Source organism: Stenotrophomonas nitritireducens (genome assembly GCF_001431425.1).
Taxonomy (GTDB): domain Bacteria; phylum Pseudomonadota; class Gammaproteobacteria; order Xanthomonadales; family Xanthomonadaceae; genus Stenotrophomonas; species Stenotrophomonas nitritireducens.
On record NZ_LDJG01000015.1, the window covers coordinates 100,780 to 122,677 of the forward strand.

24 protein-coding genes are annotated in these 21,898 nt (G+C 69.1%); 15 read left to right on the top strand and 9 right to left on the bottom strand.

What is annotated here, in order from left to right; genetic code table 11:
* Positions 1 to 31: 31 nt before the first annotated feature.
* From ABB22_RS10390 to ABB22_RS10420, 7 genes are all read right to left on the bottom strand, one after another.
* Positions 32 to 403: a Na+/H+ antiporter subunit G gene (locus ABB22_RS10390; protein WP_055766420.1), complete on the bottom strand. Its 372-nt coding sequence runs from the start codon at positions 401 to 403 to the stop codon at positions 32 to 34.
* A complete protein-coding gene (locus tag ABB22_RS10395; protein WP_267914007.1) occupies positions 400 to 642 on the bottom strand; it encodes a K+/H+ antiporter subunit F in 243 nt (80 codons plus the stop codon). Before ABB22_RS10395 ends, ABB22_RS10390 begins: the two co-directional genes overlap by 4 nt.
* 38 nt (positions 643 to 680) lie before the next feature.
* Entirely contained in the window at positions 681 to 1,187 is a 507-nt protein-coding gene (locus ABB22_RS10400; protein WP_055766413.1) for a Na+/H+ antiporter subunit E, read from the bottom strand.
* Positions 1,184 to 2,731 carry a monovalent cation/H+ antiporter subunit D gene (locus tag ABB22_RS10405; protein ID WP_055766411.1) on the bottom strand — a complete coding sequence of 516 codons (1,548 nt, stop codon included), beginning with the start codon at positions 2,729 to 2,731 and terminating at the stop codon, positions 1,184 to 1,186. Before ABB22_RS10405 ends, ABB22_RS10400 begins: the two co-directional genes overlap by 4 nt.
* A complete protein-coding gene (locus ABB22_RS10410; RefSeq protein WP_055766408.1) occupies positions 2,728 to 3,090 on the bottom strand; it encodes a Na+/H+ antiporter subunit C in 363 nt (120 codons plus the stop codon). The genes ABB22_RS10405 and ABB22_RS10410 overlap by 4 nt, the downstream gene beginning before the upstream one ends.
* Complete coding sequence (locus ABB22_RS10415; RefSeq protein ID WP_055766406.1) at positions 3,090 to 5,918, bottom strand: monovalent cation/H+ antiporter subunit A; 2,829 nt, start codon at positions 5,916 to 5,918, stop codon at positions 3,090 to 3,092. The genes ABB22_RS10410 and ABB22_RS10415 overlap by 1 nt, the downstream gene beginning before the upstream one ends.
* A 325-nt stretch (positions 5,919 to 6,243) precedes the next feature.
* The gene (locus ABB22_RS10420; RefSeq protein WP_055766401.1) at positions 6,244 to 7,164 is read right to left on the bottom strand and encodes a universal stress protein; all 921 of its coding nucleotides are present in this window, start codon (positions 7,162 to 7,164) and stop codon (positions 6,244 to 6,246) included.
* Positions 7,165 to 7,239: 75 nt separating this feature from the next.
* Here ABB22_RS10420 and ABB22_RS10425 point away from each other — a divergent pair, with 75 nt between their 5' ends.
* Positions 7,240 to 8,127 carry an NAD-dependent epimerase/dehydratase family protein gene (locus ABB22_RS10425; protein ID WP_055766399.1) on the top strand — a complete coding sequence of 296 codons (888 nt, stop codon included), beginning with the start codon at positions 7,240 to 7,242 and terminating at the stop codon, positions 8,125 to 8,127.
* A 286-nt stretch (positions 8,128 to 8,413) separates the two neighbouring features.
* Here the strand turns inward: ABB22_RS10425 and ABB22_RS10430 are convergent, their stop codons facing one another.
* Both ABB22_RS10430 and ABB22_RS10435 read right to left on the bottom strand, forming a co-directional pair.
* On the bottom strand, positions 8,414 to 8,893 hold the full coding sequence (locus tag ABB22_RS10430) for an Mpo1 family 2-hydroxy fatty acid dioxygenase (RefSeq protein ID WP_055766397.1): 480 nt from the start codon (positions 8,891 to 8,893) through the stop codon (positions 8,414 to 8,416).
* 56 nt (positions 8,894 to 8,949) lie between these two features.
* Positions 8,950 to 9,876, bottom strand: a complete 927-nt coding sequence (locus ABB22_RS10435) for a phosphoribosylaminoimidazolesuccinocarboxamide synthase (RefSeq protein ID WP_055767375.1) — start codon at positions 9,874 to 9,876, stop codon at positions 8,950 to 8,952.
* Between the two features lie 144 nt (positions 9,877 to 10,020).
* Between ABB22_RS10435 and ABB22_RS10440 the strand changes: the two genes are divergently transcribed.
* From ABB22_RS10440 to trpD, 14 genes are all read left to right on the top strand, one after another.
* Positions 10,021 to 10,350, top strand: coding sequence for a J domain-containing protein (locus ABB22_RS10440; RefSeq protein ID WP_055766393.1), 330 nt, complete (start codon positions 10,021 to 10,023; stop codon positions 10,348 to 10,350).
* An 11-nt stretch (positions 10,351 to 10,361) separates the two neighbouring features.
* Complete coding sequence (gene rpe, locus ABB22_RS10445) at positions 10,362 to 11,036, top strand: ribulose-phosphate 3-epimerase (RefSeq protein WP_055766391.1); 675 nt, start codon at positions 10,362 to 10,364, stop codon at positions 11,034 to 11,036.
* Positions 11,037 to 11,180: 144 nt separating this feature from the next.
* A complete protein-coding gene (locus ABB22_RS10450) occupies positions 11,181 to 12,230 on the top strand; it encodes an erythromycin esterase family protein (protein ID WP_161809363.1) in 1,050 nt (349 codons plus the stop codon).
* 60 nt (positions 12,231 to 12,290) lie between these two features.
* Entirely contained in the window at positions 12,291 to 12,773 is a 483-nt protein-coding gene (locus tag ABB22_RS10455) for a GNAT family N-acetyltransferase (RefSeq protein ID WP_055767372.1), read from the top strand.
* Between the two features lie 990 nt (positions 12,774 to 13,763).
* Positions 13,764 to 14,006 (top strand): hypothetical protein, encoded by a 243-nt coding sequence (locus ABB22_RS10460; protein ID WP_152984122.1) that lies wholly within the window; start codon positions 13,764 to 13,766, stop codon positions 14,004 to 14,006.
* Positions 14,007 to 14,093: 87 nt separating this feature from the next.
* The gene (locus ABB22_RS18185) at positions 14,094 to 14,357 is read left to right on the top strand and encodes a hypothetical protein (protein WP_152984123.1); all 264 of its coding nucleotides are present in this window, start codon (positions 14,094 to 14,096) and stop codon (positions 14,355 to 14,357) included.
* Between the two features lie 74 nt (positions 14,358 to 14,431).
* Positions 14,432 to 15,112: a winged helix-turn-helix domain-containing protein gene (locus ABB22_RS10465; RefSeq protein WP_055766385.1), complete on the top strand. Its 681-nt coding sequence runs from the start codon at positions 14,432 to 14,434 to the stop codon at positions 15,110 to 15,112.
* Positions 15,112 to 16,503, top strand: a complete 1,392-nt coding sequence (locus ABB22_RS10470) for a sensor histidine kinase (protein ID WP_152984124.1) — start codon at positions 15,112 to 15,114, stop codon at positions 16,501 to 16,503. The genes ABB22_RS10465 and ABB22_RS10470 overlap by 1 nt, the downstream gene beginning before the upstream one ends.
* Before the next feature lie 238 nt (positions 16,504 to 16,741).
* Complete coding sequence (gene trpE / locus ABB22_RS10475; RefSeq protein WP_055766379.1) at positions 16,742 to 18,232, top strand: anthranilate synthase component I; 1,491 nt, start codon at positions 16,742 to 16,744, stop codon at positions 18,230 to 18,232.
* 67 nt (positions 18,233 to 18,299) lie between these two features.
* Positions 18,300 to 19,094: an SIMPL domain-containing protein gene (locus tag ABB22_RS10480; RefSeq protein WP_055766375.1), complete on the top strand. Its 795-nt coding sequence runs from the start codon at positions 18,300 to 18,302 to the stop codon at positions 19,092 to 19,094.
* 3 nt (positions 19,095 to 19,097) lie between these two features.
* Positions 19,098 to 19,682, top strand: a complete 585-nt coding sequence (locus tag ABB22_RS10485) for an anthranilate synthase component II (RefSeq protein WP_055766372.1) — start codon at positions 19,098 to 19,100, stop codon at positions 19,680 to 19,682.
* Positions 19,676 to 20,326: a LysE family translocator gene (locus ABB22_RS10490; protein ID WP_200911347.1), complete on the top strand. Its 651-nt coding sequence runs from the start codon at positions 19,676 to 19,678 to the stop codon at positions 20,324 to 20,326. Before ABB22_RS10485 ends, ABB22_RS10490 begins: the two co-directional genes overlap by 7 nt.
* Positions 20,323 to 20,835: a DUF1543 domain-containing protein gene (locus ABB22_RS10495; RefSeq protein WP_235504257.1), complete on the top strand. Its 513-nt coding sequence runs from the start codon at positions 20,323 to 20,325 to the stop codon at positions 20,833 to 20,835. Before ABB22_RS10490 ends, ABB22_RS10495 begins: the two co-directional genes overlap by 4 nt.
* A gap of 14 nt (positions 20,836 to 20,849) precedes the next feature.
* A complete protein-coding gene (trpD, locus tag ABB22_RS10500; RefSeq protein ID WP_055766370.1) occupies positions 20,850 to 21,881 on the top strand; it encodes an anthranilate phosphoribosyltransferase in 1,032 nt (343 codons plus the stop codon).
* Positions 21,882 to 21,898: the final 17 nt, after the last annotated feature.

Sequence of the window (21,898 nt, forward strand, 5' to 3'; positions counted from 1 at the left end):
GTGATGACAGGGCGCGACCGCCCTGCGGCCTTCAGTCGCCGTCGCGACCTTCCGGCGGCGGCAGCTGTTCCTTGCGCGCACTGCTGTCGCCCGGCACTTCCGGCCGGCTTTCCATCATCAGCGACAGCGCGGCCTTGGCCATCAGGTGCGCGCTGATCGGCGCGGTGATGAACAGGAACACGGTGATCAGCAGCTCGCGCGGCTGCGGGTCCTCGCCGAGGAAGATGTGGTAGGCCACCGAGCACACCAGCACGCAGCCCACGCCCAGCGTGCTGGCCTTGGTCGGCGCGTGCAGGCGCTTGAAGAAGTCGGACAGGCGTACCAGGCCGAGCGCGCCGACCAGGATGAAGAAGCAGCCGGACAGCAGCAGCGCCGACAGCAGGACTTGGAGGAAGAGCATCATTCGACGATGTCCCGGCGCAGCACGAACTTGCTCAGCACCACGGTGCTGCAGAAGCCGAGCATGGCGATCACCAGCGCGGCCTCGAAGTAGACCGCCGAGTTGATGTACATGCCGAACAGCATCAGTTCGGCGATGGCGGTGACCGAGAGCGTGTCCAGGGCGAGGATGCGGTCGGGCACGGTCGGGCCGCGCAGCAGCCGCCACAGCGCCAGCAGCATCGCCAGCCCGACCATGTGCATGCACACCACCAGCGTGGTCTGGAAAACCAGGTGTCCGGTCACGGGAAGATCTCCATCAGCGGCGCTTCGTAGCGGGACTTGATCTCGGCGATCAGGGCCTGCGGGTCTTCCAGGTGCAGCACGTGCACCAGCAGGTGGCGGCGGTCGTCGGACAGGGCCGAGGACACCGTGCCCGGGGTGAGGGTGATCAGGCTGGTGAGCGCGGCGATGCCGTGGATGTTGCCGATGTCCAGCGGCACCCAGATGAAGCCCGGGGTGAGACGGCGCTCCGGCCCCAGTACCTGTGCGGCGACGCGGAAGTTGGACAGCAGGATGTCCCACAGCATCACGCCCACCAGCCGCGGCAGCGGCCGCAGCGAGCCGATGCGGGCGAACTCGCGGTCCAGGCGCGCGGCGAACAGCGGGATCACCACGCCCAGCAGCATGCCCAGCAGCAGCTGGCCGAGGTCGAAGCTGGCCGACATCACCATCCAGAACGCGACAACGGTGATCGACAGCACGGGCGACGGGAACAACCGCCGCAGCAGGGACGGGCGCGGGCTCATGGCTGCCTCGATTGCGGGGCGGTGCCGCGCACGTCGTGCAGGTACTGCTGCGGTGCCAGCAGCTGCGCGGCGATGGCATCGGTCTGGCGCATCAGCGGCGCGGCGAAGACGCTCATCGCCACCGCGCAGGCCAGCAGCAGGGAGGTGGCGGCGGTCTCGAACGGCCGCGCCGGTACGTCGGGGTCGGGCGGCGGCGCCGCATCGTCCTCGCCGGGCACGTGCCAGAACAGGCGGATGCCGCTGCGCACCAGGCCGATGATCACCAGCAGCCCGCCGCCGAGCACCACCGCCCACACCATGCCCGTATGTGCGGCCGGCACCGCCGACAGCAGCGCGGCCTTGGCCAGGAAGCCGGCCAGCGGCGGCAGCCCGGCCACCGCCACCGCGCCGACCAGGAACAGCAGGCCGGGCACGGTCTTGCCCGGCAGCGCCGCGGCCAGGTCGCGCTCGCCGCGTTCGCCGTTGCGGAAACGGCGGCGGCGGATCAGGTCGGCGACCAGGAACAGGGCGGCGGCAGTAAAGGTGCTGTGCGGCAGGTAGTACAGGCCGGCCGAGATCGTGCCGGCGTTGCCGAGCGCGAAGGCGATGAACAGCGTCGCCGCCGAGACCACCACCAGATAGGCCACCTGCACCCGCAGCCGGGTCGCCGCCAGCGCGCCGAGCGCGCCCAGCAGCAGCGTCGCCGCGCCGGCCCACAGCAGCCAGTCGGCGCCGTAGCCGGCCAGCGCGCCGGCGCCTTCGCCGAACCACAGCGTGCCCACCCGCAGCACCGCATACAGGCCGACCTTGGTCATGATCACGAACAGCGCCGCCACCGCCGCCGGCGCGCGCGCATACGACTCGGGCAGCCACAGGTACAGCGGCAGCAGCGCGGCCTTGGCGCAGAACACCACCAGCAGCAGGCCCAGCGCGGCCTTGGCCAGCTTCAGGTGCGAGGGCGGCAGCTCGGCGATGCGCTGGCCGATCTCGGCCATGTTGAGTGAACCCAGGGTGGCGTAGAGCATGCCCAGGGCGACCAGGAACACCGTCGAGGCCGAGACGTTGAACACCACGTAGTGCAGGCCGATGCGCAGGCGCAGGCCGCGGCCGCCGGACAGCAGCAGGCCGTAGGAGGCGATCAGCAGCACCTCGAAGAACACGAACAGGTTGAAGATGTCGCCGGTCAGGAAGGCGCCGTTGAGGCCGACCAGCTGGAACTGGAACAACGCGTGGAAGTGCGGCGCGCGCCGGTCCCAGCCGGTGCAGGCGTGCAGCAGGCAGGCCGCGGCCAGCAGCAGGGTGGTGCCGAGCATCCAGCCGGACAGGCCGTCGGCGACCAGGGCGATGCCCAGCCGCGCCGGCCAGTCGCCGAGCAGGTAGACCATCACCTCGCCCTGGCTGGTGGCGGCGATCAGCAGCGCTTCGACCAGCGCCAGCAGCGCCATGCCGGACCAGGCCACGCTGCGCTGCACCCGGGGGCCGTAGCGGCGGTGTTCGACGAACAGCGACAGCGCCGCGGTCAGCAGCGGCACCAGGATCGGCAGGATCGGCAGGTGGTTCGTCATGCGCCGCCCCCGTGGCCTGCGTCGGGCTCATGCGCGTCGACATGGTCGCTGTGGTTGTCGCTGCGGCTGCGCATCGCCAGCACGATGCTGACCGCGGTCATGGCGAAGGCGATGACGATGGCGGTCAGCACCAGCGCCTGCGGCAGCGGGTCGGTGTAGTGCGCCAGGTCCGAGGCCACGCCGTCCTTGAGTACCGGCGCCTTGCCGCTGACCAGCCGCCCGGCGCTGAAGATCAGCAGGTTGGTGGCATAGGACAGGAAGGTCATGCCCAGGATCACGTCGAAGCTGCGCGCGCGCAGCAGCAGGTACACGCCGATCGCGGTGAGCACGCCGATCGCGCTTGCCAGGGCCAGTTCCATCAGTGCATCTCCCCGGTGCGCGCCGAACGGCGGTGGATGTCGATCTCGCCGTTGCGCGCGTTGCGCGTACGCGACGGCTTGATGGTGCCCATCATCGACAGGATCAGCATCACCCCGCCGAACACCACCAGGTACACGCCGGTGTCGAAGCCCATCGCACTGGCCAGCGGCACTTCGCCGATCAGCGGCAGGTGCAGGTCGAGGTGGCCGCTGGTCAGGAACGGCACGCCGAACAGCATCGACGCCACGCCGCTGAGCAGGGCGATCAGCAGGCCCAGGCCGATGCAGCGGATGTAGTCGAAGCCGAAGCGCGATTCCACCGACACCGTGCCCTGGATCACGTACTGGATCAGCAGCGGCACCGCCAGCACCAGGCCGGCGATGAAACCGCCGCCCGGCGCGTTGTGGCCGCGCAGGAACAGGAAGATCGACACCGTCAACGTCAGCGGGAACATGATCTGGGCAAGATCCGCCGGCACCGGCAGCTTGATCGGCGGGCCCGGCATGATCTGTTCCGGCGCCATCCGCGAGCGGCGCAGCAGCGCGTGCACAACCAGCGCGGCGATGCCGAACACGGTGATCTCGCCGAAGGTGTCGAAGCCGCGGAAGTCGACCAGGATCACGTTGACCACGTTGTGCCCGTAGGCCTCGGGTAGCGCGCGCCGCAGCATCTCGCCGGCCATGGTGTTGGGCGGCAGGGTCATCATCGCGTAGGCCAGCGCGGCCAGGCCGCCACCGGCGACGATGGCGATCAGCGCGTCGCGGCGTTTGCGCCACGCCGCGCGTTCGGGCGGCGACTGCGCCGGCAGGTAGTTCATGCCCAGCAGCATCAGCGCCAGCGTCACCGTCTCCACCATCAGCTGGGTCAGGGCCAGGTCGGGGGCGGACAGGAACACGAAGGCCAGCGCCACCATCAGCCCGGTACCGCCCATCACGATCACCGCCAGCAGGCGCTGCCGGTACAGGAACAGCGCGCCCAGCGCGCAGGCCAGCATCACCAGCCACAGCGCCCAGCCCAGCAGCGGCATCGGCTGCGCCGTCGGCCAGTCGGGGAGCGACGGCGCGGCGGCATAGGGCGCGGCGGCCACCACCACCGCGACCAGCACCAGCGCCAGCAGCATGCGCTGCAGGCTGCCGTTGGCCAGGGTATGGGTGAGGCGCTGGGCCAGCCCGAACAGCGCGTCCATGCCGCGCTGGAACAGCTGCTTGCCGAGCGGTCGGTTGCTGGCGGCGTACAGGTCGGTCAGACGGCGCAGGCCGAAATACAGGGCGATGCCGCCGGCCACGCCGACCGCGCTCATCGCCAGCGGCAGGTTGAAGCCGTGCCAGATCGACAGGCTGTAGGCGGGCATGGCCGGGCCGAGGATGGCCTGCGCGCTGGCCTGCAGCACCGGCGCCACGGTCAGCGCCGGCGCGATGCCGACCGCCAGGCAGATCAGCACCAGCACCTCCACCGGCACCTTCATCCAGCGCGGCGGCTCGTGCGGCACCACCGCGATATCGAGCGGGCCCTTGCCGAAGAACGTGTCGTGGACGAAGCGCAGGCTGTAGGCCACGCCGAGGATGCCGGCCAGCAGCGCCGCGCCGCTCATCGCCGTGCGCATCCATTGCGGGCCGCCGGTGGCCAGCGCCTCGGCGAACAGCATTTCCTTGGACAGGAAGCCATTGAGCAGCGGGATGCCGGCCATCGCCAGCGAGGCGATGATCGCCAGCGCGCTGGTGATGGGCATCAGCCGGCGCAGGCCGCCGAGCCGGCGCATGTCGCGGGTGCCGGTCTCGTGGTCGATGATGCCGGCGGCCATGAACAGCGAGGCCTTGAAGGTGGCGTGGTTGAGGATGTGGAACACGCCGGCCACCACCGCCATCGGCGTGGACAGGCCGAACAGCAGGGTGATCAGGCCCAGGTGCGAGATCGTCGAGTAGGCCAGCAGGCCCTTGAGGTCATGCTGGAAGATCGCGTTCCAGGCGCCGATCAGCAGGGTGGCCGCGCCGATGCCGCTGACCAGGTAGAAGAACAGTTCGCTGCCGGCCAGCGCCGGATGCAGCCGCGCCAGCAGGAACACGCCGGCCTTCACCATCGTCGCCGAATGCAGGTAGGCCGACACCGGCGTCGGCGCGGCCATGGCGTGCGGCAGCCAGAAGTGGAAGGGGAACTGCGCGCTCTTGGTGAAGATGCCGGCCAGCACCAGCAGCAGCGCCCACGGATACAGAGGGCTGCTGCGGATCAGCTCGCCGGAGGCCAGCACCACGTCCAGGTCGAAGCTGCCGACGATGCGCCCGATCAGCAACACGCCGGCGAGCAGCGCCAGCCCGCCGCCGCCGGTGACGACGAAGGCCATGCGCGCGCCTTCGCGCGCGTCCCTGCGGTGCGACCAGAAGCCGATCAGCAGGAACGAACTGATGCTGGTCAGCTCCCAGAACACCATCAGCAGCAGCAGGTTGCCGGACAGCACCATGCCCAGCATCGCGCCCATGAACAGCAGCAGGCAGCTGTAGAAGCGGCGCGCGCTGTCCTGTGCGGAGAGGTAGTAGTGCGCGTACAGCACCACCAGCGCGCCGATGCCCAGCACCAGGCCGGCGAACATCCAGGCCAGCCCGTCCAGGCGCAGGGTGGCGTCCAGCCCGATCCGCGGCAGCCAGGCCCAGCTCTCGCGCAGCACCGCGCCATCGAGCACGGCAGGCGTCATCGCTCCGAGCAGCACCAGGCCCAGCAGCGGCGCCGCGCCGGCCAGCCACGCGGCCGCCGTACGTGACAGGCGGGCGTGCAGGGCGATGAGCGCGGCCATCAGGAATGGCAGCGCGAGCAGCAGGGGGAGAACGGATGTCATGCAGGGAATGCGGGATTCGCGAGCAGGTTTTGCAGTCTAACAGGCGCTTTTTTGCTACCGGAACCCCATACATGAACGGACCGTTCGGGTTCCGCGCGTGCCGGCGAGCGCGCCGCGCCTGCCCTGGCGCCGGTCCGCGCAGGTGTCCGGCGGGTGGCTGCCCGATGGCCGGGGAGCGCGCCTGGTGGGGCATGGCGCGGCGGACGCGGCCACTGGCGCATCCGCGTGCAACGCGTGGAGCGATGCTTCGTTGCGCATGCCGGGCGAAGGCATGCCGTGGGCAGGGACAGGAGGAGTTGGCGCCTGCCGGAGCGGCAGGCGGGCCTCAGGGTTCCGGTTGTGGTGGCAGCGAGCGCGGATCGCGGACCAGCAGCGTGTCCGTTTCCAGGGTGGCGACCAGGCGCCGCGCGACACTGCCGATCAGCAGTTCGAACAGCGCGCCGCGGCCATGCGTGCCGACCACCGCCAGGTCGATGTCCTCGGCCTCGGCATGCTGGCGCAGCAGTCGCGCCGGATCGCCAGGCTCGATCACGGCCTGCACCTGGCCCGGCGCCGCCAGGGTCGGCAGGCCGGCCTGGAAATCGCGGGCCTGCTCGTTCGCGCGCAGCCGGGCCTGCGCCTGCAGCATCTCGCGGTCGCCGGCCAGCAGCGCGCTGCCCGGCGTTTCCAGCGCATGCACCAGCGCCAGCCGCAACGGCGGGCCGAACAGGTCCAGCGCCTGACAGGTCGCGTGGCGGGCGCTTTCCGAGAAATCCGTAGCCACGGCCAGGTTGCGGTAGGGCGCGCGTACGCGCCGGTGCACGACCAGCAGCGGCAGCGGGCAATGCCGGGTCAGCCACAGCACGCTCGAACCGAGTGCGGGCAACTCGAACGCCGGATCGCTGGCGATCCCGGTCACGATCAGGCCGCAGCCGGCTTCGGCAGCGAGCTGCAGCAAGGCGCGGCCGACATGGCCTTCGCCGATGCGCACTTCCAGCGCGATGCCGTCGGCCTCGGCGCCCAGGTCGAGGCGCAACCGCCATTCCACGGATTGGCGGGCATGCTCGCGGACCAGCGGGTCGGGCGCGTCGAGGATGCCGGCGATCATCCGCTGCGCCGGCACCGGCGGCAGCACGGTCGCCACCACCAGCCGCGCATTCCATTGCCGCGCCAGCTGCAGGGCGCGCGACAGGGCGCGGTCGCAGCGCGCACTCAGGTCGGTGGCCAGCAGGATGGCGCCCGGCGGCGCGGAGCGGGAGTTCGGCATGGCGTCCTCGGCAGGTCGGTCGCGCCGAGTCTACCCGCTGGGCGTCAGCCTGTTCCGATCGCCTATCCTTTCGCCATGGAAGCAGGGCGACACGACCAAAAGACGCCGCGGCGCGCGCTGGTGTTCGGCGGCAGCGGACAGATCGGCGAGCGGGTGCTGGCCGGGCTGCTGGCCGATGGCTGGCAGGTCAGCGCGGTATCGCGCGCGCCGCGCGCGCCGGCACCGGGGCTGGCGTGGCGGCAGGGCGATCTGTCCGGCGACTGGCAGGACGCGTGTCCGTTCGACGCGGTGTTCAGCTGCGGCCCGCTCGATCACTTCGCGCGTTGGTACGCGGCATCAGGCATCGCCGCACCGCGCGTGGTCGCATTCGGTTCCACCAGCGTCGAGGTCAAGGAGGATTCGAGCGAAGCGGCCGAGCGCGACGTCGCCCGCCGGCTGCGCGAGGCCGAGTCCCTCCTGTTCGCCACCGCGCGCGACCGCGGCGCGGCGGCGACGGTGCTGCGACCCACCCTGGTCTACGGCGCCGGCCGCGACGTCACGTTGACCGCGATTGCTCGGTTGGCGTCACGCGCAGGGGTGTTCGTATTGCCCTCCGGAGCCGATGGCCTGCGCCAGCCGGTGCACGTGCAGGACCTGGCCGACGCCGCGCTGCAGGTGCCGCGGCATCCGGACACGGCCGGGCGCGCCTATGCGCTGGGGGGCGGCGAACGCCTGGGCTATGCGGAAATGGTGCGGCGGGTGCTGGCTGCGCTGCAGCCGCAACCGCGACTGCTGCGCGTACCGGCGCCCCTGTTCCGCACCGCGCTGGCGCTGGCCCATGCCGCCGGCCGCCTGCGCGGCATGAACGCCGCCGCGCTGGCGCGTATGCGCGAGCCGCTGGTGTTCGACATCGGCCCGGCGCAGCGCGATTTCGGCTATGCGCCGCGTCCGTTCCTGCCGACCCGGGACATGTTCGGCCTGTAGAGCGGGGCAGCGTTCGGCCGGGGCATCACCGGCAAAGCCCCGCCGGGCGTCGCCCGGCGCTACAGAGCTGCAGGGCTCGTCCTGTAGAGCGGGGCAGCGCCCCGCTGGGGCATCACCGGCAAAACCCCGCCGGGCGTTGCCCGGCGCTACATAGCCGCAGCGCTCATCCTGTAGAGCGGGGCAGCGCCCCGCTGGGGTATCACCCAAAACCCCGCCGGGCGTTGCCGGGCGCTACAGGGGTATCCGCGATCCGGACGGACGGGCTTTCCCTCAAGGGACGGGGCGTTCAGTACTTCCAGCCGAACTGGCGGTACAGCTTGGCCAGTACCCAGATCGGGCCGATCAGCAGATACGTCAGGTCGGTGAGGAAGCTGGGCCGGCGGCCTTCGATGTGATGGCCGATGAACTGCGCGATCCATGCCACCACGAACACGCCGATGCCGGAGAAAAGCAGGCCGCGCAGGCCGATGCGGTCTTCCAGCAGCCGGCACAGGCAGCCGGAGATGAAGAACAGGATCAGCATGCCGATGCCCAGCGGCCGCGACAGGCGGTTGTAGTACGCCCAGGCGCCGAACATCGCCAGCGCCGCCCAGATGCCGTACTGGAACCACGGCAGCAGCGGCGGGATGCACCACAGCAGGGCGATCACCGACCACGCGATGGCCGGCACCGCGACCACGTGGATGGCCTGGTTGGTGGCATTGCGATGGTCGCCGGAATAACTGGCGAACCAGCGGTCGATGGGGCGTGCGGCGCTCATGTCCATGCTGCCTCTTCTCCCGGCGGGGCGTGTGGGGCGCGCCCGGGCGGGCGCGCCGGTGGTCAGTCGATGTGGATGCCGGCCAGCTTCTGCAGGGCTTCGGCGTACTTGTCGCGGGTCCGCGAGATCACCTCGGCCGGCAGCTCCGGGCCGGGGGCGGTCTTGTTCCAGTCCAGCGTTTCCAGGTAGTCGCGCACGAACTGCTTGTCGTAGCTCGGCGGGCTGGTGCCGACCTCGTACTCGTCGGCCGGCCAGTAACGCGAGGAATCCGGCGTCAGCATCTCGTCCATGATGTACAGGCGGCCGTCGGCGTCGGTGCCGAACTCGAACTTGGTGTCGGCCAGCAGGATGCCGCGCTCGGCGGCATAGGCGGCGGCGAACTTGTAGATGCGCAGGGTGGCGTCGCGCACCTTTTCGGCCAGGTCGGCGCCCACCGCCTTGACCATCGCATCGAAGTCGATGTTCTCGTCGTGGTCGCCCACCGCCGCCTTGGTGGACGGGGTGAAGATCGGCTCGGGCAGCTGCTGCGCCTGCTGCAGGCCGTCGGGCAGCTTGATGCCGCTGACCTGGCCGGTGCGCTGGTAGTCCTTCCAGCCGCTGCCGATCAGGTAGCCGCGGGCGATGGCTTCCACCGGCACCGGCTTCAGCTTCTTCGTCACCACCGCGCGCCTGGCGTACAACGCCGGGTCCACGCCCTCGGGCAGCACGCTGGCCACGTCGATGCCGGTCAGGTGGTTGGGCATCAGGTGTTCGGTCTTGCCGAACCAGAAGTTCGACACCTGGCACAGCATCTCGCCCTTGCCGGGAATCGGGTCGGGCAGCACCACGTCGAACGCGGACAGGCGGTCGGTGGCCACGATCAGCAGGTAGTCGCCGGCAGGCGTGTCGGCGGGCAGACGTTCGCGCGGGATATCGAATACATCGCGCACCTTGCCGCGGTGGCGCAAGGGCAGGCCGGGAAGATCGGATTGCAGCAGCGTGGTCGGCACGGGCACTCCTGGAACTTGGCGATGAAGCCGTCGGCACAGGACCCGGGGGGCCCGCGGCGGACGGCGGGCGGCCTAGTGTAAGGCCGTCCGGGGCCGCTGTGGCATAAAATGCGCGTCCGATCTGTCAAGGCCACAGCCCCACCCATGCGCTGGTACGGAAAACTGCTGGGATTCATCGCCGGCGCCCTGCTGTTCAGGCCCAACCCGCTGTTCGGCGCGGTGGTGGGCATGCTGCTGGGGCACGCGTTCGACAACGACTGGTTCAAGCTGGGCAAGGACCTGCCCTACCGCGAACTGGGCGTCACCCGCGATGCCACCGACGCCGAGATCGACCTGGCCTATCGCCGCCTGATTTCCCAGTACCACCCCGACAAGGTGGCCGGCGCCGCGCCCGAACTGCGCGCCCAGGCCGAAAGGAAGGCCCGGCAGATCAACGCCGCCTACGACCGCATCAAATCCCTGCGCAAGCGCTGAAAGGCTCCGACATGTCCAACTGCATCATCGCCCCGTCCATCCTCTCGGCCGATTTCGCCCGGCTCGGCGAGGAAGTCGACAACGTCATCGCCGCCGGCGCCGACTGGGTCCATTTCGACGTGATGGACAACCATTACGTGCCCAACCTGACCATCGGCCCGATGGTCTGCCAGGCGCTGCGCAAGCACGGCGTGACCGCGCCGATCGACGTGCACCTGATGGTCGAACCGGTGGACCGCATCGTGCCGGACTTCGCCGAAGCCGGCGCCAGCCTCATCAGCTTCCATCCGGAGGCCTCGAAGCACGTCCACCGCACCATCCAGCTGATCAAGTCGCACGGCTGCAAGGCCGGCCTGGTGCTGAACCCGGGCACGCCGGTGGAAGTGCTGGACTGGGTGCTGGAAGACCTGGACCTGGTGCTGCTGATGTCGGTCAACCCCGGCTTCGGCGGCCAGGCCTTCATTCCCTCCACGCTGGACAAGCTGCGCGCGGTGCGGGCGATGATCGACAAGCGCGGCAAGCCGGTGATCCTGGAAGTCGATGGCGGCGTGAAGGCCGACAACATCGGGCAGATCGCCGCGGCCGGCGCCGATGCCTTCGTCGCCGGCTCGGCCATCTTCAACGCCCCGGACTACGCACAGGTGATCGCGCAGATGCGCGGCAACGTCGCCGCGGCGCGGGGCTGAGGCAAGCAGGCCTCTCCCTCTGCGGCTGGGCATGACATGAGGCTTTGCCTCCAGGGCCGGCGCTTCGCAGCCTTCTGTCGGGGGACGATATTGGCGTGCCTCATCTGGAGCGGAAACTCGCAAGCCCAGCCAGACCCGGTATCGGTGGTCGAAACCCTCTGCGCCAAGCGTGTGGTCGCCTTGGGAGAACTCCCCAGCCATGGCGAGGCATCGGCATTCCGGTTCAAGGCCGAGGTGGTGCGGAGGCTGGTCGATCAGTGCGGGTTCGATGCTGTCCTGTTTGAAGCGCCGATCTACGATTTCCTGGGCTTTGAGCATGGCTTGGAAGAGGGAGCCGCCGGGCAGCGGCAACTGGACAATGCGATCGGCCGGTTCTGGTGGGTGCAGGAACTTGCCGACTGGCGTCGATGGTTGATGGTCTCCTCGATGCAGCGCCGGCTTTTGGTCGGCGGCCTGGACGATCAGGTCAGTGCGACAAGCGTTTATGCAATGACGGTGCTTCCGGCGCTGGTAGGGCGTCGATTGCCGGGTGACGAGGGCATGGCATGTAAAAATGCCGTGGAAAGAAATCTGCTCTGGAGCTATGACGACAGCGTCCCCTATGACGCTGCGGAACAGCGGTTGCTGGACGATTGCGCGCGGCACGCGCGGCACGCGCGGGATTCCGTGGTTCGGTCTTTGAGTGAAAACGAACCGCATATGCTTGGGAATCTAGCCACCTATCATCATCGGACCGCTGGAGGAGCATCCGTTGTCCCGCGCGACGATGTGATGTATCGGAATGTGCTCTGGTACCTGGAGCGGCTACCCGGGGATGCGCGGATCGTCATCTGGACCGCAAACGTGCATGCTGCCCGCAAGAGCGTTCCGGAGCGGGCGTCGTCGATGGGCGCGTTGCTGGCAGAGCGGTTCGGTGGCGATTTCGCCGCCATTGGTGGAACCGCACTGGATGGTTGGTCGCGGATGGCTGGAGGACCTGTGCGGCGGTTGGCACCAGTTCCCTTCATTGCATTGGAAAGAGAAGCGTCCGCAGCTGCCGGTCCGGTGGACTATCTGGACGGCACACGCTTGAGTGCGATGGGGCGGGTCGCGTCACGGTTGTTCGGGGAATTCCGCGTCGAGAACTGGGGTGACTATTTCGACGGCGTATTCATCGTCCGTGACGAGAAAGGTCCGACGCCAGGCTGGGAGTAACAGGGGACAGCCCGGTGCGGTGTTGGCAGAATGCGGCGTTCCCTGCTGAGCGAGGTTGAGATGCCAGAGTTGAACATCCGTCCAGCCGTCGCCGATGACGCCGGCCTGATCCTGCATTTCATCCGCGAACTGGCGATCTACGAAAGAGCCGAATCGTCGGTGCAGACCGACGAGGCCGGCATCCGCGCCAGCCTGTTCGGCGCCGGTGCCAAGGCGCAGGCGCTGGTCTGCGAGCGCGACGGCAAGGCCATCGGTTACGCGGTGTATTTCTACAACTACTCCACCTGGCTGGGCCGCAACGGCATCTACCTGGAAGACCTGTACGTCAGCCCGGAACATCGCGGATGCGGCGCGGGCAAGGCGCTGCTGCAGCACATCGCGCGGTTGGCGGTGGCGCAGGGCTGCGGCCGTTTCGAATGGTCGGTGCTGGACTGGAACACGCCGGCGATCGATTTCTACCGCGCCGCCGGCGCGCTGCCGCAGGACGAGTGGACCGTGTACCGGCTGCAGGGCGATGCCCTGCGGCGGTTCGCCGAAGGCTGAAACACGCGGACTCCGGGCGCTGCACGGAACACCACCGCCTCGTAGAGCGGGGCAAGGCCCCGCTGAAGCTTTCCCGGTGAAGCCCCGCCGGGCGCTGCCCGGCGCTACAGAACCTGCCGCCTCGTAGAGCGGGGCAACGCCCCGCTGAAGCTTTCCCGGTGAAGCCCCGCCGGGCGCTGTCCGGCGCTACAGAACCCGCCGCCTTGTAGAGCGGGGCAACGCCCCGCTGAGGCTTTCCCGGCGAAGCCCCGCGGGCGCTGCCGGCGCTACAGAACCCACCGCCTTGTAGAGCGGGGCAAGGCCCCGCTGAAGCTTTCCCGGTGAAGCCCCGCCGGGCGTTGCCCGGCGCTACAGAACCCGCCGCCTTGTAGAGCGGGGCGGCGCCCCGCTGAAGCTTTCCCGGCGAAGCCCCGCCGGGCGCTGCCCGGCGCTACAGAACCCGCTGTCTTGTAGAGCGGGGCAACGCCCCGCTGAAGCCTTCCCGGCGAAGCCCCGCCGCGCGCTGCCCGGCGCTACAGAACCCGCTGTCTTGTAGAGCGGGGCAACGCCCCGCTGAAGCTTTCCCGGTGAAGCCCCGCCGGGCGTTGCCTGGCGCTACAGAACCTGCCGTCTTGTAGAGCGGGGCAAGGCCCACCCTGCGGGGCCTCACAAGCTCCGCCGGACGCAGCTCGTCATGCGCCTCGCGTACTCCGCTTCCGGGAAGTGATGGGAATAAAAAAAAGGCCGTGGCGTCGCCGCCACGGCCGGGGGAATTCGTGGGAGGCTGATCCTGCCTCCATCCATCATCCCTGCTATGGCCTTCCATTCTCCGGACGGGCGATGACGCGACGATGACGGCAGCATTGCCGCTTCGTGGCAGTGGCGGACATTACAGAGCGTTCATGCGTGCGCCACGTTCCCGTTAGCCGGCGTGGCGCAACCTGTCCTCGATGGTTGGAAACACCATCCTCCTGAACCTCCACCCTGCAGCCAGCCCAAAGGATCACGCATATGAAGACCTCCGCCCTTCTCCTCGCCGTCGGCCTGACCCTGGGCGCCGGCACCGCGTTCGCCGCGCAGTCGACCGCCCCGGCCACGCCCGCCACCCCGGCGGCGCCGGCCACGCAGATGGCCCCCGCCGCCAAGATGGCCGCCGCGCCGGCCGCCAAGCACCACGGCAAGAAGCATCACCACCGCGCCGCCACCGCCAAGCCGGCGGTCGCCGCCCCGACCTCGGGTGCGGGCAGCAAGTAAGTTCCTGGCTCGGGATGGCCACGCCGGTCCATGGGCCGGCGTGGCCCGCCTGTGTCCGGTCCGGTCAGCGTGACGGAGGGCAGGGCAATGAACGCGAATATCCGCCGCCTGCATCGGGCGATGGCCTTGGTCCTGCTCGCCGTCCTTGGCGGCGCGATGGCGGGGGGCGCCGTTGCCGGGCCTGTCACGCCGCCGGTTCCCAGTTCCAGTTCTCCCTCTTCAAGGCCGCCGCCCGTGGTGGCGAAGGCGCCGCCACGCTGCCTCAAGCGCAGCGCCTTGGGCAAGTGCGAACGCCGCGCGCCAGCCACCGGCCGCCGCAATCCGCCCGCCGCCCCCGCCGCGACGCATTGAGCCGGACCGCGGGCCTGCCAGCGGCGCCGCCGCCGGCGCTATGCTTCCTCCACCCAGGCCACACCCACGCCTCCATGCGCATACTGGTCGTCGAGGACGATACGCAGATTTCGGCATTCATCGCCAAGGGGCTGCGCGAGGACGGGCACGTCGTCGACTGCGTGGACAACGGCCGCGACGGCCTGTTCATGGCCACGACCGAAGCCTATGCGGCGGTCGTGCTGGACCGCATGCTCCCCGGGCTGGACGGCCTCACCGTGCTGCGCACGCTGCGCGGTGCCGGCAATGCGGTGCCGGTGCTGCTGCTGACCGCGCTGGCCGACGTCGACCACCGCGTCGAAGGCCTGCGCGCCGGCGCCGACGACTATCTGGTCAAGCCCTTCGCCTTCGCCGAGCTCAGCGCCCGGCTTGACGGGTTGTCGCGCCGCAGTCCGGCCGCGTCGCAGGCCGCGCCGTCGACGCGGCTGCAGGTCGCCGACCTGGAACTGGACCTGCTGCGCCGCGCCGCCTCGCGCGGCGGCCGCGCCATCGAACTGCTGCCGCGCGAGTTCATGCTGCTCGAATACCTGATGCGCAACGCCGGCCGCGTGGTCACCCGCACGATGCTGCTGGAGTCGGTGTGGAACTACCACTTCGATCCGCAGACCAATGTGATCGACGTGCACATCAGCCGCCTGCGGCAGAAGATCGACCACGGCTTCGCCACGCCGCTGCTGCACACGGTGCGCGGCGCCGGCTACCGGCTCGGCGATTGATGCGCCTGCTGCGCTCCACCACCTCGCGGCTGGCGCTGGCGGTGTCCATCGCCTTCCTGCTGTCCTTCATCCTGCTCGGCACCGGCATCTACGCGGCGGTGTCGACCCTGCTCGAACGCGATGCGCACGAAGTAGTACGCACCGATGCGGCCGGGCTGCGCGATCTCTACCGTCACGCCGGTTACGCGCGGCTGCGCGAGGAACTGCTGGGGCGCATCCAAACTCCGGACGATCCGGACATGGTCTACCTGCTGCTGGACGCCGACGGCAGGGTCATCGCCGGCACGCTGGCGGCCCTGCCCGGCTGGAGCGCGAGCGCGCATTGGCTGGAGTTCATCGACGAGGAGTCCGACGACGACCCGCGGGTGATCGCGCACCAGCAGCTGCTGGACAACGGTCAATACCTGGTCGCCGGCCTGCGCATGCGCTCGGAAGACGGCTTCCTGCGCCTGATCCTGCACTCGGCACTGGCGGCGCTGCTGGCCGCGGCGGTGATGGGCGCGATGGTCGGGCGCTGGACTTCGCGCTGGGTGGCGCGGCGCCTGGGCAGCCTGGACCGCACCGCCGAGCGCGTGGCCGCCGGCGAAATGGACCTGCGCGTGCACAGCGACGGCAGCGGCGATGCGTTCGACCGCGTCGCGCTGCGCTTCAATGGCATGCTGGACCGGATCCAGGCGCTGCTCGACGCGGTCCGCCATGCCACCGACCACATCGCGCACGACCTGCGCACCCCGCTGAGCCGCCTGCGCACGCGGCTGGAATCGATGCGCGACGTACCGGCCATCGCCGGCTCGCCGGCGGCGCTGGCCGAACTGGAGGCGGGGCTGGCGGAAACCGATGGCCTGCTGCAGTCCTTCTCCGCGCTGCTGCGCCTGTCGCGGATCGAGGCGCAGCCGGCGACCGCCGGCGATGCCTCCGTCGTGGATCTGGACCGGTTGATCGACGATGTGGTCGAGCTCTACCAGCCGGTCGCCGCCCAGCGCGGCATGCGGCTGCGCGTCCTGGGCGAACCGCTGCAGGTGATGGGCGATCCGGACCAGTTGTTCCAGGTGCTGGTGAACCTGCTCGACAACGCGCTCAAGTACGGGCCGGCCGGTGGTACCGTCACCATCGCCATGGCCGCGGCGGGCGAGCAGGCCGAACTGAGCATCCGCGATGAAGGCCCCGGCATCCCCGAGGGCGACCGTCAGCGCGTGTTCGATCGGTTCCAGCGCCTGCAGGCCGACCGCGGCCAGCCCGGCACCGGGCTGGGCTTGAGTCTGGTGCGCGCCATCGTCGCCCGCCACCGCGGCACCATCGTCCTGTCCGACGGCGACGCCGGTCCCGATGGCAATCCGGGGCTGTGCGTGACCCTCCACCTGCCGCGGCGGCATCCACCTGCCATGGATTGAGGTGGGCGACAACCGCGGCATGGCCGCCCGAAAGCACCATGGGACGGGCGTGAACAGTTGCCCCTGCAAGTGTTCCGTGGCGGTGCCGCGGCACCCGCGGCCGCCCATTTGCGGTACAGTTGCGCGGTGTCCAATCTGACGACCAAGCGTTCCCTTTCTTCCGCTCGCCGCTGGTGGCGATGGTGGCCCGTTGCCGTCGTCCGTACCGCCACCACCGATTTCCGGAAGGAAGACCGTCTTGATCACGTTCGAGCAGTTCCAGCAGCAGGCCGCTGAAGGCCATACCCCCGGCTCCCGTAATTTCGTTCCCGTCGTCCGCGAAGTGCTGTCCGACCTGGACACGCCGCTCTCGGTCTACCTGAAGCTCGCCGACGGTCCGCATACCTACCTGTTCGAATCGGTCGAGGGCGGTGAACGCTTCGGCCGCTATTCGATCATCGGCCTGCCGGCGCGGCGCATCTACAGCTTCCGTGGGCATACGCTGGAAGTCAGCGAGCTGGGCGAAGTGGTCGAACGCCGCGAAGTGGCCGATCCGCTGGCCGAAGTGGAAGTGCTGCGCAACCAGTATTCGGTGCCGCAGCTGGAGGGCCTGCCGGGCTTCACCGGGGGCCTGGTCGGCTGGTTCGGCTTCGAGTGCATCCAGTACATCGAGCCGCACCTGGGCGCCGGCGACAAGCCCGACGAACTCGGCACGCCGGACATCTACCTGATGCTGTCCGAAGAACTGGCGGTGTTCGACAACCTCAAGGGCCGGCTGTACCTGATCGTGCATGCCGATCCGACCCAGCCGCAGGCCTGGGCGCGCGCCAACCGCCGCCTCGACGAACTGGCGCATCGGCTGCGCCAGGCCGGCGCCGGCTACCCGCAGGCGCAGGTGTCCGACGCCATCGACGAGCAGGATTTCCAGTCCTCCTTCACCCGCGAGCAGTACCACGACGTGGTGCGCAGGGCGCAGGACTACGTGCGCGCCGGCGACATCTTCCAGGTGGTGCCGAGCCAGCGCCTGCGCGTGCCGTTCCGTGCGCGGCCGATCGACGTGTACCGCGCGCTGCGCGCGCTGAATCCGTCGCCATACATGTATTTCATCGACGTCGGCGGCACCCAGGTGGTGGGCTCCTCGCCGGAGATCCTGGCGCGCCTGCGCGACGGCATCGTCACCGTGCGCCCCATCGCCGGCACCCGCCCGCGCGGCGCCACGCCGGAGCTGGACAAGGCGCTGGAAGTCGAGCTGCTGGCCGATCCCAAGGAGCGCGCCGAGCACGTGATGCTGATCGACCTGGGGCGCAACGACGTCGGTCGCGTCGCCGAGCCGGGCACGGTCAAGGTGGGCGAGCAGTTCGTGATCGAGCGCTACAGCCATGTCATGCACATCGTCAGCGAGGTCACCGGCACGCTGAAGGCCGGGCTGAGCTACAGCGACGTGCTGCGCGCCACCTTCCCGGCCGGCACCGTCAGCGGCGCGCCGAAGATCCGCGCGCTGGAGATCATCCGCGAGCTGGAGCCGGTCAAGCGAAACGTGTACTCCGGAGCGGTCGGCTACATCGGCTGGCACGGCGACGCCGACACCGCCATCGCCATCCGCACCGCGGTCATCCAGGACGGCTACCTGTACGTGCAGGCCGGCGGCGGCGTGGTCTACGACTCGGACCCGGATGCGGAGTGGCACGAGACCATGAACAAGGGCCGCGCGCTGTTCCGTGCGGTGGCGCAGGCGGCGAAGGGGCTTTGACCCTTGCCTCAGCGCCGCCGGTTTCCGACGTAAATGCCGTTCCTCTCGCCATGACAAGGAGTGCCGCATGAAGTTTTCCCGCATGTTGCTGTGGTCGGCGTTGCTGGCTGCCGTGGTTCCGCAGGCGTGGGCGCAGGCCAACTCGGTTCCCTCGCAACCGCATCTGCTGGTGAAGGGGGATGCAAGCCGCAAGGTGATGCCGGATCGCTTCGTGGTGAAGGTCGCGCTGGAATCGGTGGACATGCAGACCGATATCGCTCGCCGCAAGGTTCAAGCCAATGCCGAGCGGATCATGGGTTTGTTCGCCAGGCATCGTGCCATCGCGGAGACGGTGCGCATGGATAACCTGAGCATCGAGCCGTCCACACGCTACAAAGACGATGAGGAAGTGTTCGCGGGCACGGCTGTCAGCCGTGACCTGGAAGGCGCCTTCGAGAATCCAGAGCAGTTGCGGGACTTTCTTGCCGAGTTGAAGGCCAGCAAGGAGATTCAGGTGCGCACCGCCACCCCGAAGTACTCGGGTGAGCTACGCCTGCGTGCCGAACTCAAGGCCGAAGCGGCAGCGCAGACGCGCGCGTCGGCCAAGGGGCTGGCGGATGCCTATGGGGCGAAGATTATTGGCCTTTATACGATTTCCGACGTCGCCCCCAGTTTTGCCTATGGCGTGCAGGCCGGCAGCTGGCCAAACGTCAATAGCGGCGGCGATTTCTACGAGCGTGGCGGCTCGCTGGATCGGGTGCAGGTGTCCGGCAGCCGCAACCAGGTTGCGGCTGCATCTGCAGCTGGCGAGCTGCTCACGGCCGCACCCATCACCTACACCGAAAACGTCTACGCCATCTTCCTGATTAGCGACGGAAACTGAACCATGCTGTTGATGATCGACAACTACGACAGCTTCACCTTCAACCTCGTGCAGTACCTGCAGATACTGGGTGCCGAGGTGAAGGTGGTGCGCAACGACGCGCTGAGCGTCGAGCAGATCGCCGCGCTGCAGCCTTCGCACATCGTGGTGTCGCCGGGGCCGAAGACGCCCGACGACGCCGGCGTGTCGCTGGAGGTGATCCGCCGCCTCGGGCCGTCCATCCCGGTCCTCGGCGTATGCCTGGGCCACCAGGGCATCGGCCAGGTCTATGGCGGCCGCGTGATCCGCGCCGGCAACATCATGCACGGCAAGACCTCGCCGATCCGCCATGAAGGCAAGGGCGTGTTCGCCGGCCTGCCGGACCGCTACGAGGCCACCCGCTATCACTCGCTGGTGGTGGACAAGAACGCGCTGCCGGCCGAGCTGGAAATCACCGCCTGGACCGAGAATGCCGATGGTTCGATGGAGGAGATCATGGGCCTGCGCCATCGCGAATACCCGGTGGAAGGCGTGCAGTTCCATCCCGAGTCCATCCTGACCCAGCACGGCCACGCGCTGATGAAGAATTTCCTGGACCGCACGTGCTGATCGAACCGGCGCAACTGCTGCTGTTCATGCTGGCCGGGTGGGTGTTGAACCTGACGCCGGGTCCGGACGTGCTCTACATCGTCAGCCGCTCGCTGCGCGGCGGGCGCCGCACCGGCTTTGCCGCCATCGCCGGTATCAGTGCCGGTTGCCTGGTGCATGTGGCGCTGGCCTCGCTGGGGCTGGGCGTGCTGCTGGCAACCTCGGCCATCTTGTTCACGGTGATCAAGTGGGTCGGCGCGGCCTATCTGCTGTGGGTGGGCGTGCGCCTGCTGCGCAATACCGGCGAGTCGACCCTGCAGGCCGATATCGCCGCCAACAGCGGTAGCGTCGGCTCGTGGTGGCAGGTATTTGCCGGTGGCTTCCTGACCAATGTGCTGAACCCGAAGGTGGTGCTGTTCTTCCTCGCCTTCCTGCCGCAGTTCATCGCCCCGTCGGTGCAGAACAAGGCCTTGGCGTTCGCCTTGCTTGGGCTGGTGTTCACCGTCAACGCGCTGCCGATCAATGCCGCCTATGTGCTGGCCGCCGACCGCGTGCGCAGCAGCCGCTGGGCCGCGCGTGGCATGCAGTGGCTGGACAAGGTGGCCGGCGTGCTGTTCATCGGCTTCGGCCTGCGCCTGGCATTGACCGCAAGGCCGACACCGTGAGCCTGGAAGACTTGCGCCTGTTCGTGGTGATGCTCGGTGGCCGCCATGCGCGCGCCAATACCGAAGTGCATGACGTGGTGTTCGCGGTAGGGCCCGGCATCGAGCAGACCTACCCGCAGCTGCGCCAGCAATGGTTTGGTGAAGCGGCCGGCCTGCACCTGGATTCGTGGATGACGGTGGATGGCGTCGAGGACTGGCAGGTGCGCCTGTCGCCGGACGCGCCCGCCGCGGATGCACCGACGCTGTTCTTCGTCAACCTTGGCGGTTACGTCGATGGCCAGTTCGGCGAGGACCACCGATACCTGCTGGTGGTTGCCGCCAATGCGGTCGAGGCCAAGCGCAAGGCGCTGGCACAGGCCGCCGCGCAGTGGATCAAGCCGCACCGTGATGCCCTGCTGGAAGTAGACAGCTGCTTGCCGGTAGGCCCGATCGGCGGTCTGCACGTGCAGCTGCTGCGCGGGGCGCACGCGGGCATCCACAGCCAAAGCGACTACATCGTTATTTCCTGATTTCTGGAGTTGTCATGACCATCACCGCGCAGGAAGCCCTGCAACGCACCATCGAACACCGCGAGATCTTCTTCGACGAGATGGTCGACCTGATGCGGCAGATCATGCGCGGCGAGGTTTCCCCGACCATGACCGCGGCCATCCTCACCGGTCTGCGGGTGAAGAAGGAAACCGTCGGCGAGATCGCCGGCGCGGCCACGGTGATGCGCGAGTTCGCGTTGCCGGTGGCGGTGGCCGACAAGACCCATCTGGTCGACATCGTCGGCACCGGCGGCGACGGTTCGCACACCTTCAACATCTCCACCTGCTCGATGTTCGTGGTCGCCGCCGCCGGCGCCAAGGTGGCCAAGCACGGCAACCGCAGCGTGTCGTCCAAGTCCGGCAGCGCCGATGCGGTGGAGGCGCTGGGCGCGGTGATCGAGCTCAATCCCGGGCAGGTGGCGCGCGCCATCGAACAGACCGGCATCGGCTTCATGTTCGCGCCGATGCACCACCCGGCGATGAAGGTGGTGGCGCCGGTACGCCGCGAGATGGGCGTGCGCACCATCTTCAACATCCTCGGCCCGCTGACCAATCCGGTCGGCGCGACCAACATCCTGATGGGCGTGTTCCATCCCGACCTGGTCGGCATCCAGGCGCGCGTGCTGCGCGAACTCGGCGCCGAACGCGCGCTGGTGGTGTGGGGCCGCGACAACATGGACGAGATCTCGCTGGGCGCCGGCACCCTGGTCGGCGAGCTGCGCGACGGCAAGGTACGCGAGTACGAGATCCACCCGGAAGACTTCGGCATCGCCATGTCGGCCAGCCGCAATCTCAAGGTCGCCGATCCGGAAGAGTCCATCGCCATGCTGCGCGGCGTGCTCGACAACCAGCCCGGCCCGGCCAACGACATCGTCGCGCTCAACGCCGGCGCCGCGCTGTACGTGGCCGGCGTGGCCGACAGCATCGCCGACGGCCTGGCGCGCGCGCGCCAGGCCATCGCCGACGGCAGCGCCCGCGCGCGCATGGAACAGTACGTCGCCGCCAGCCGCGCGCTGGCCGGCTGACCCTTCCCCGACCATCC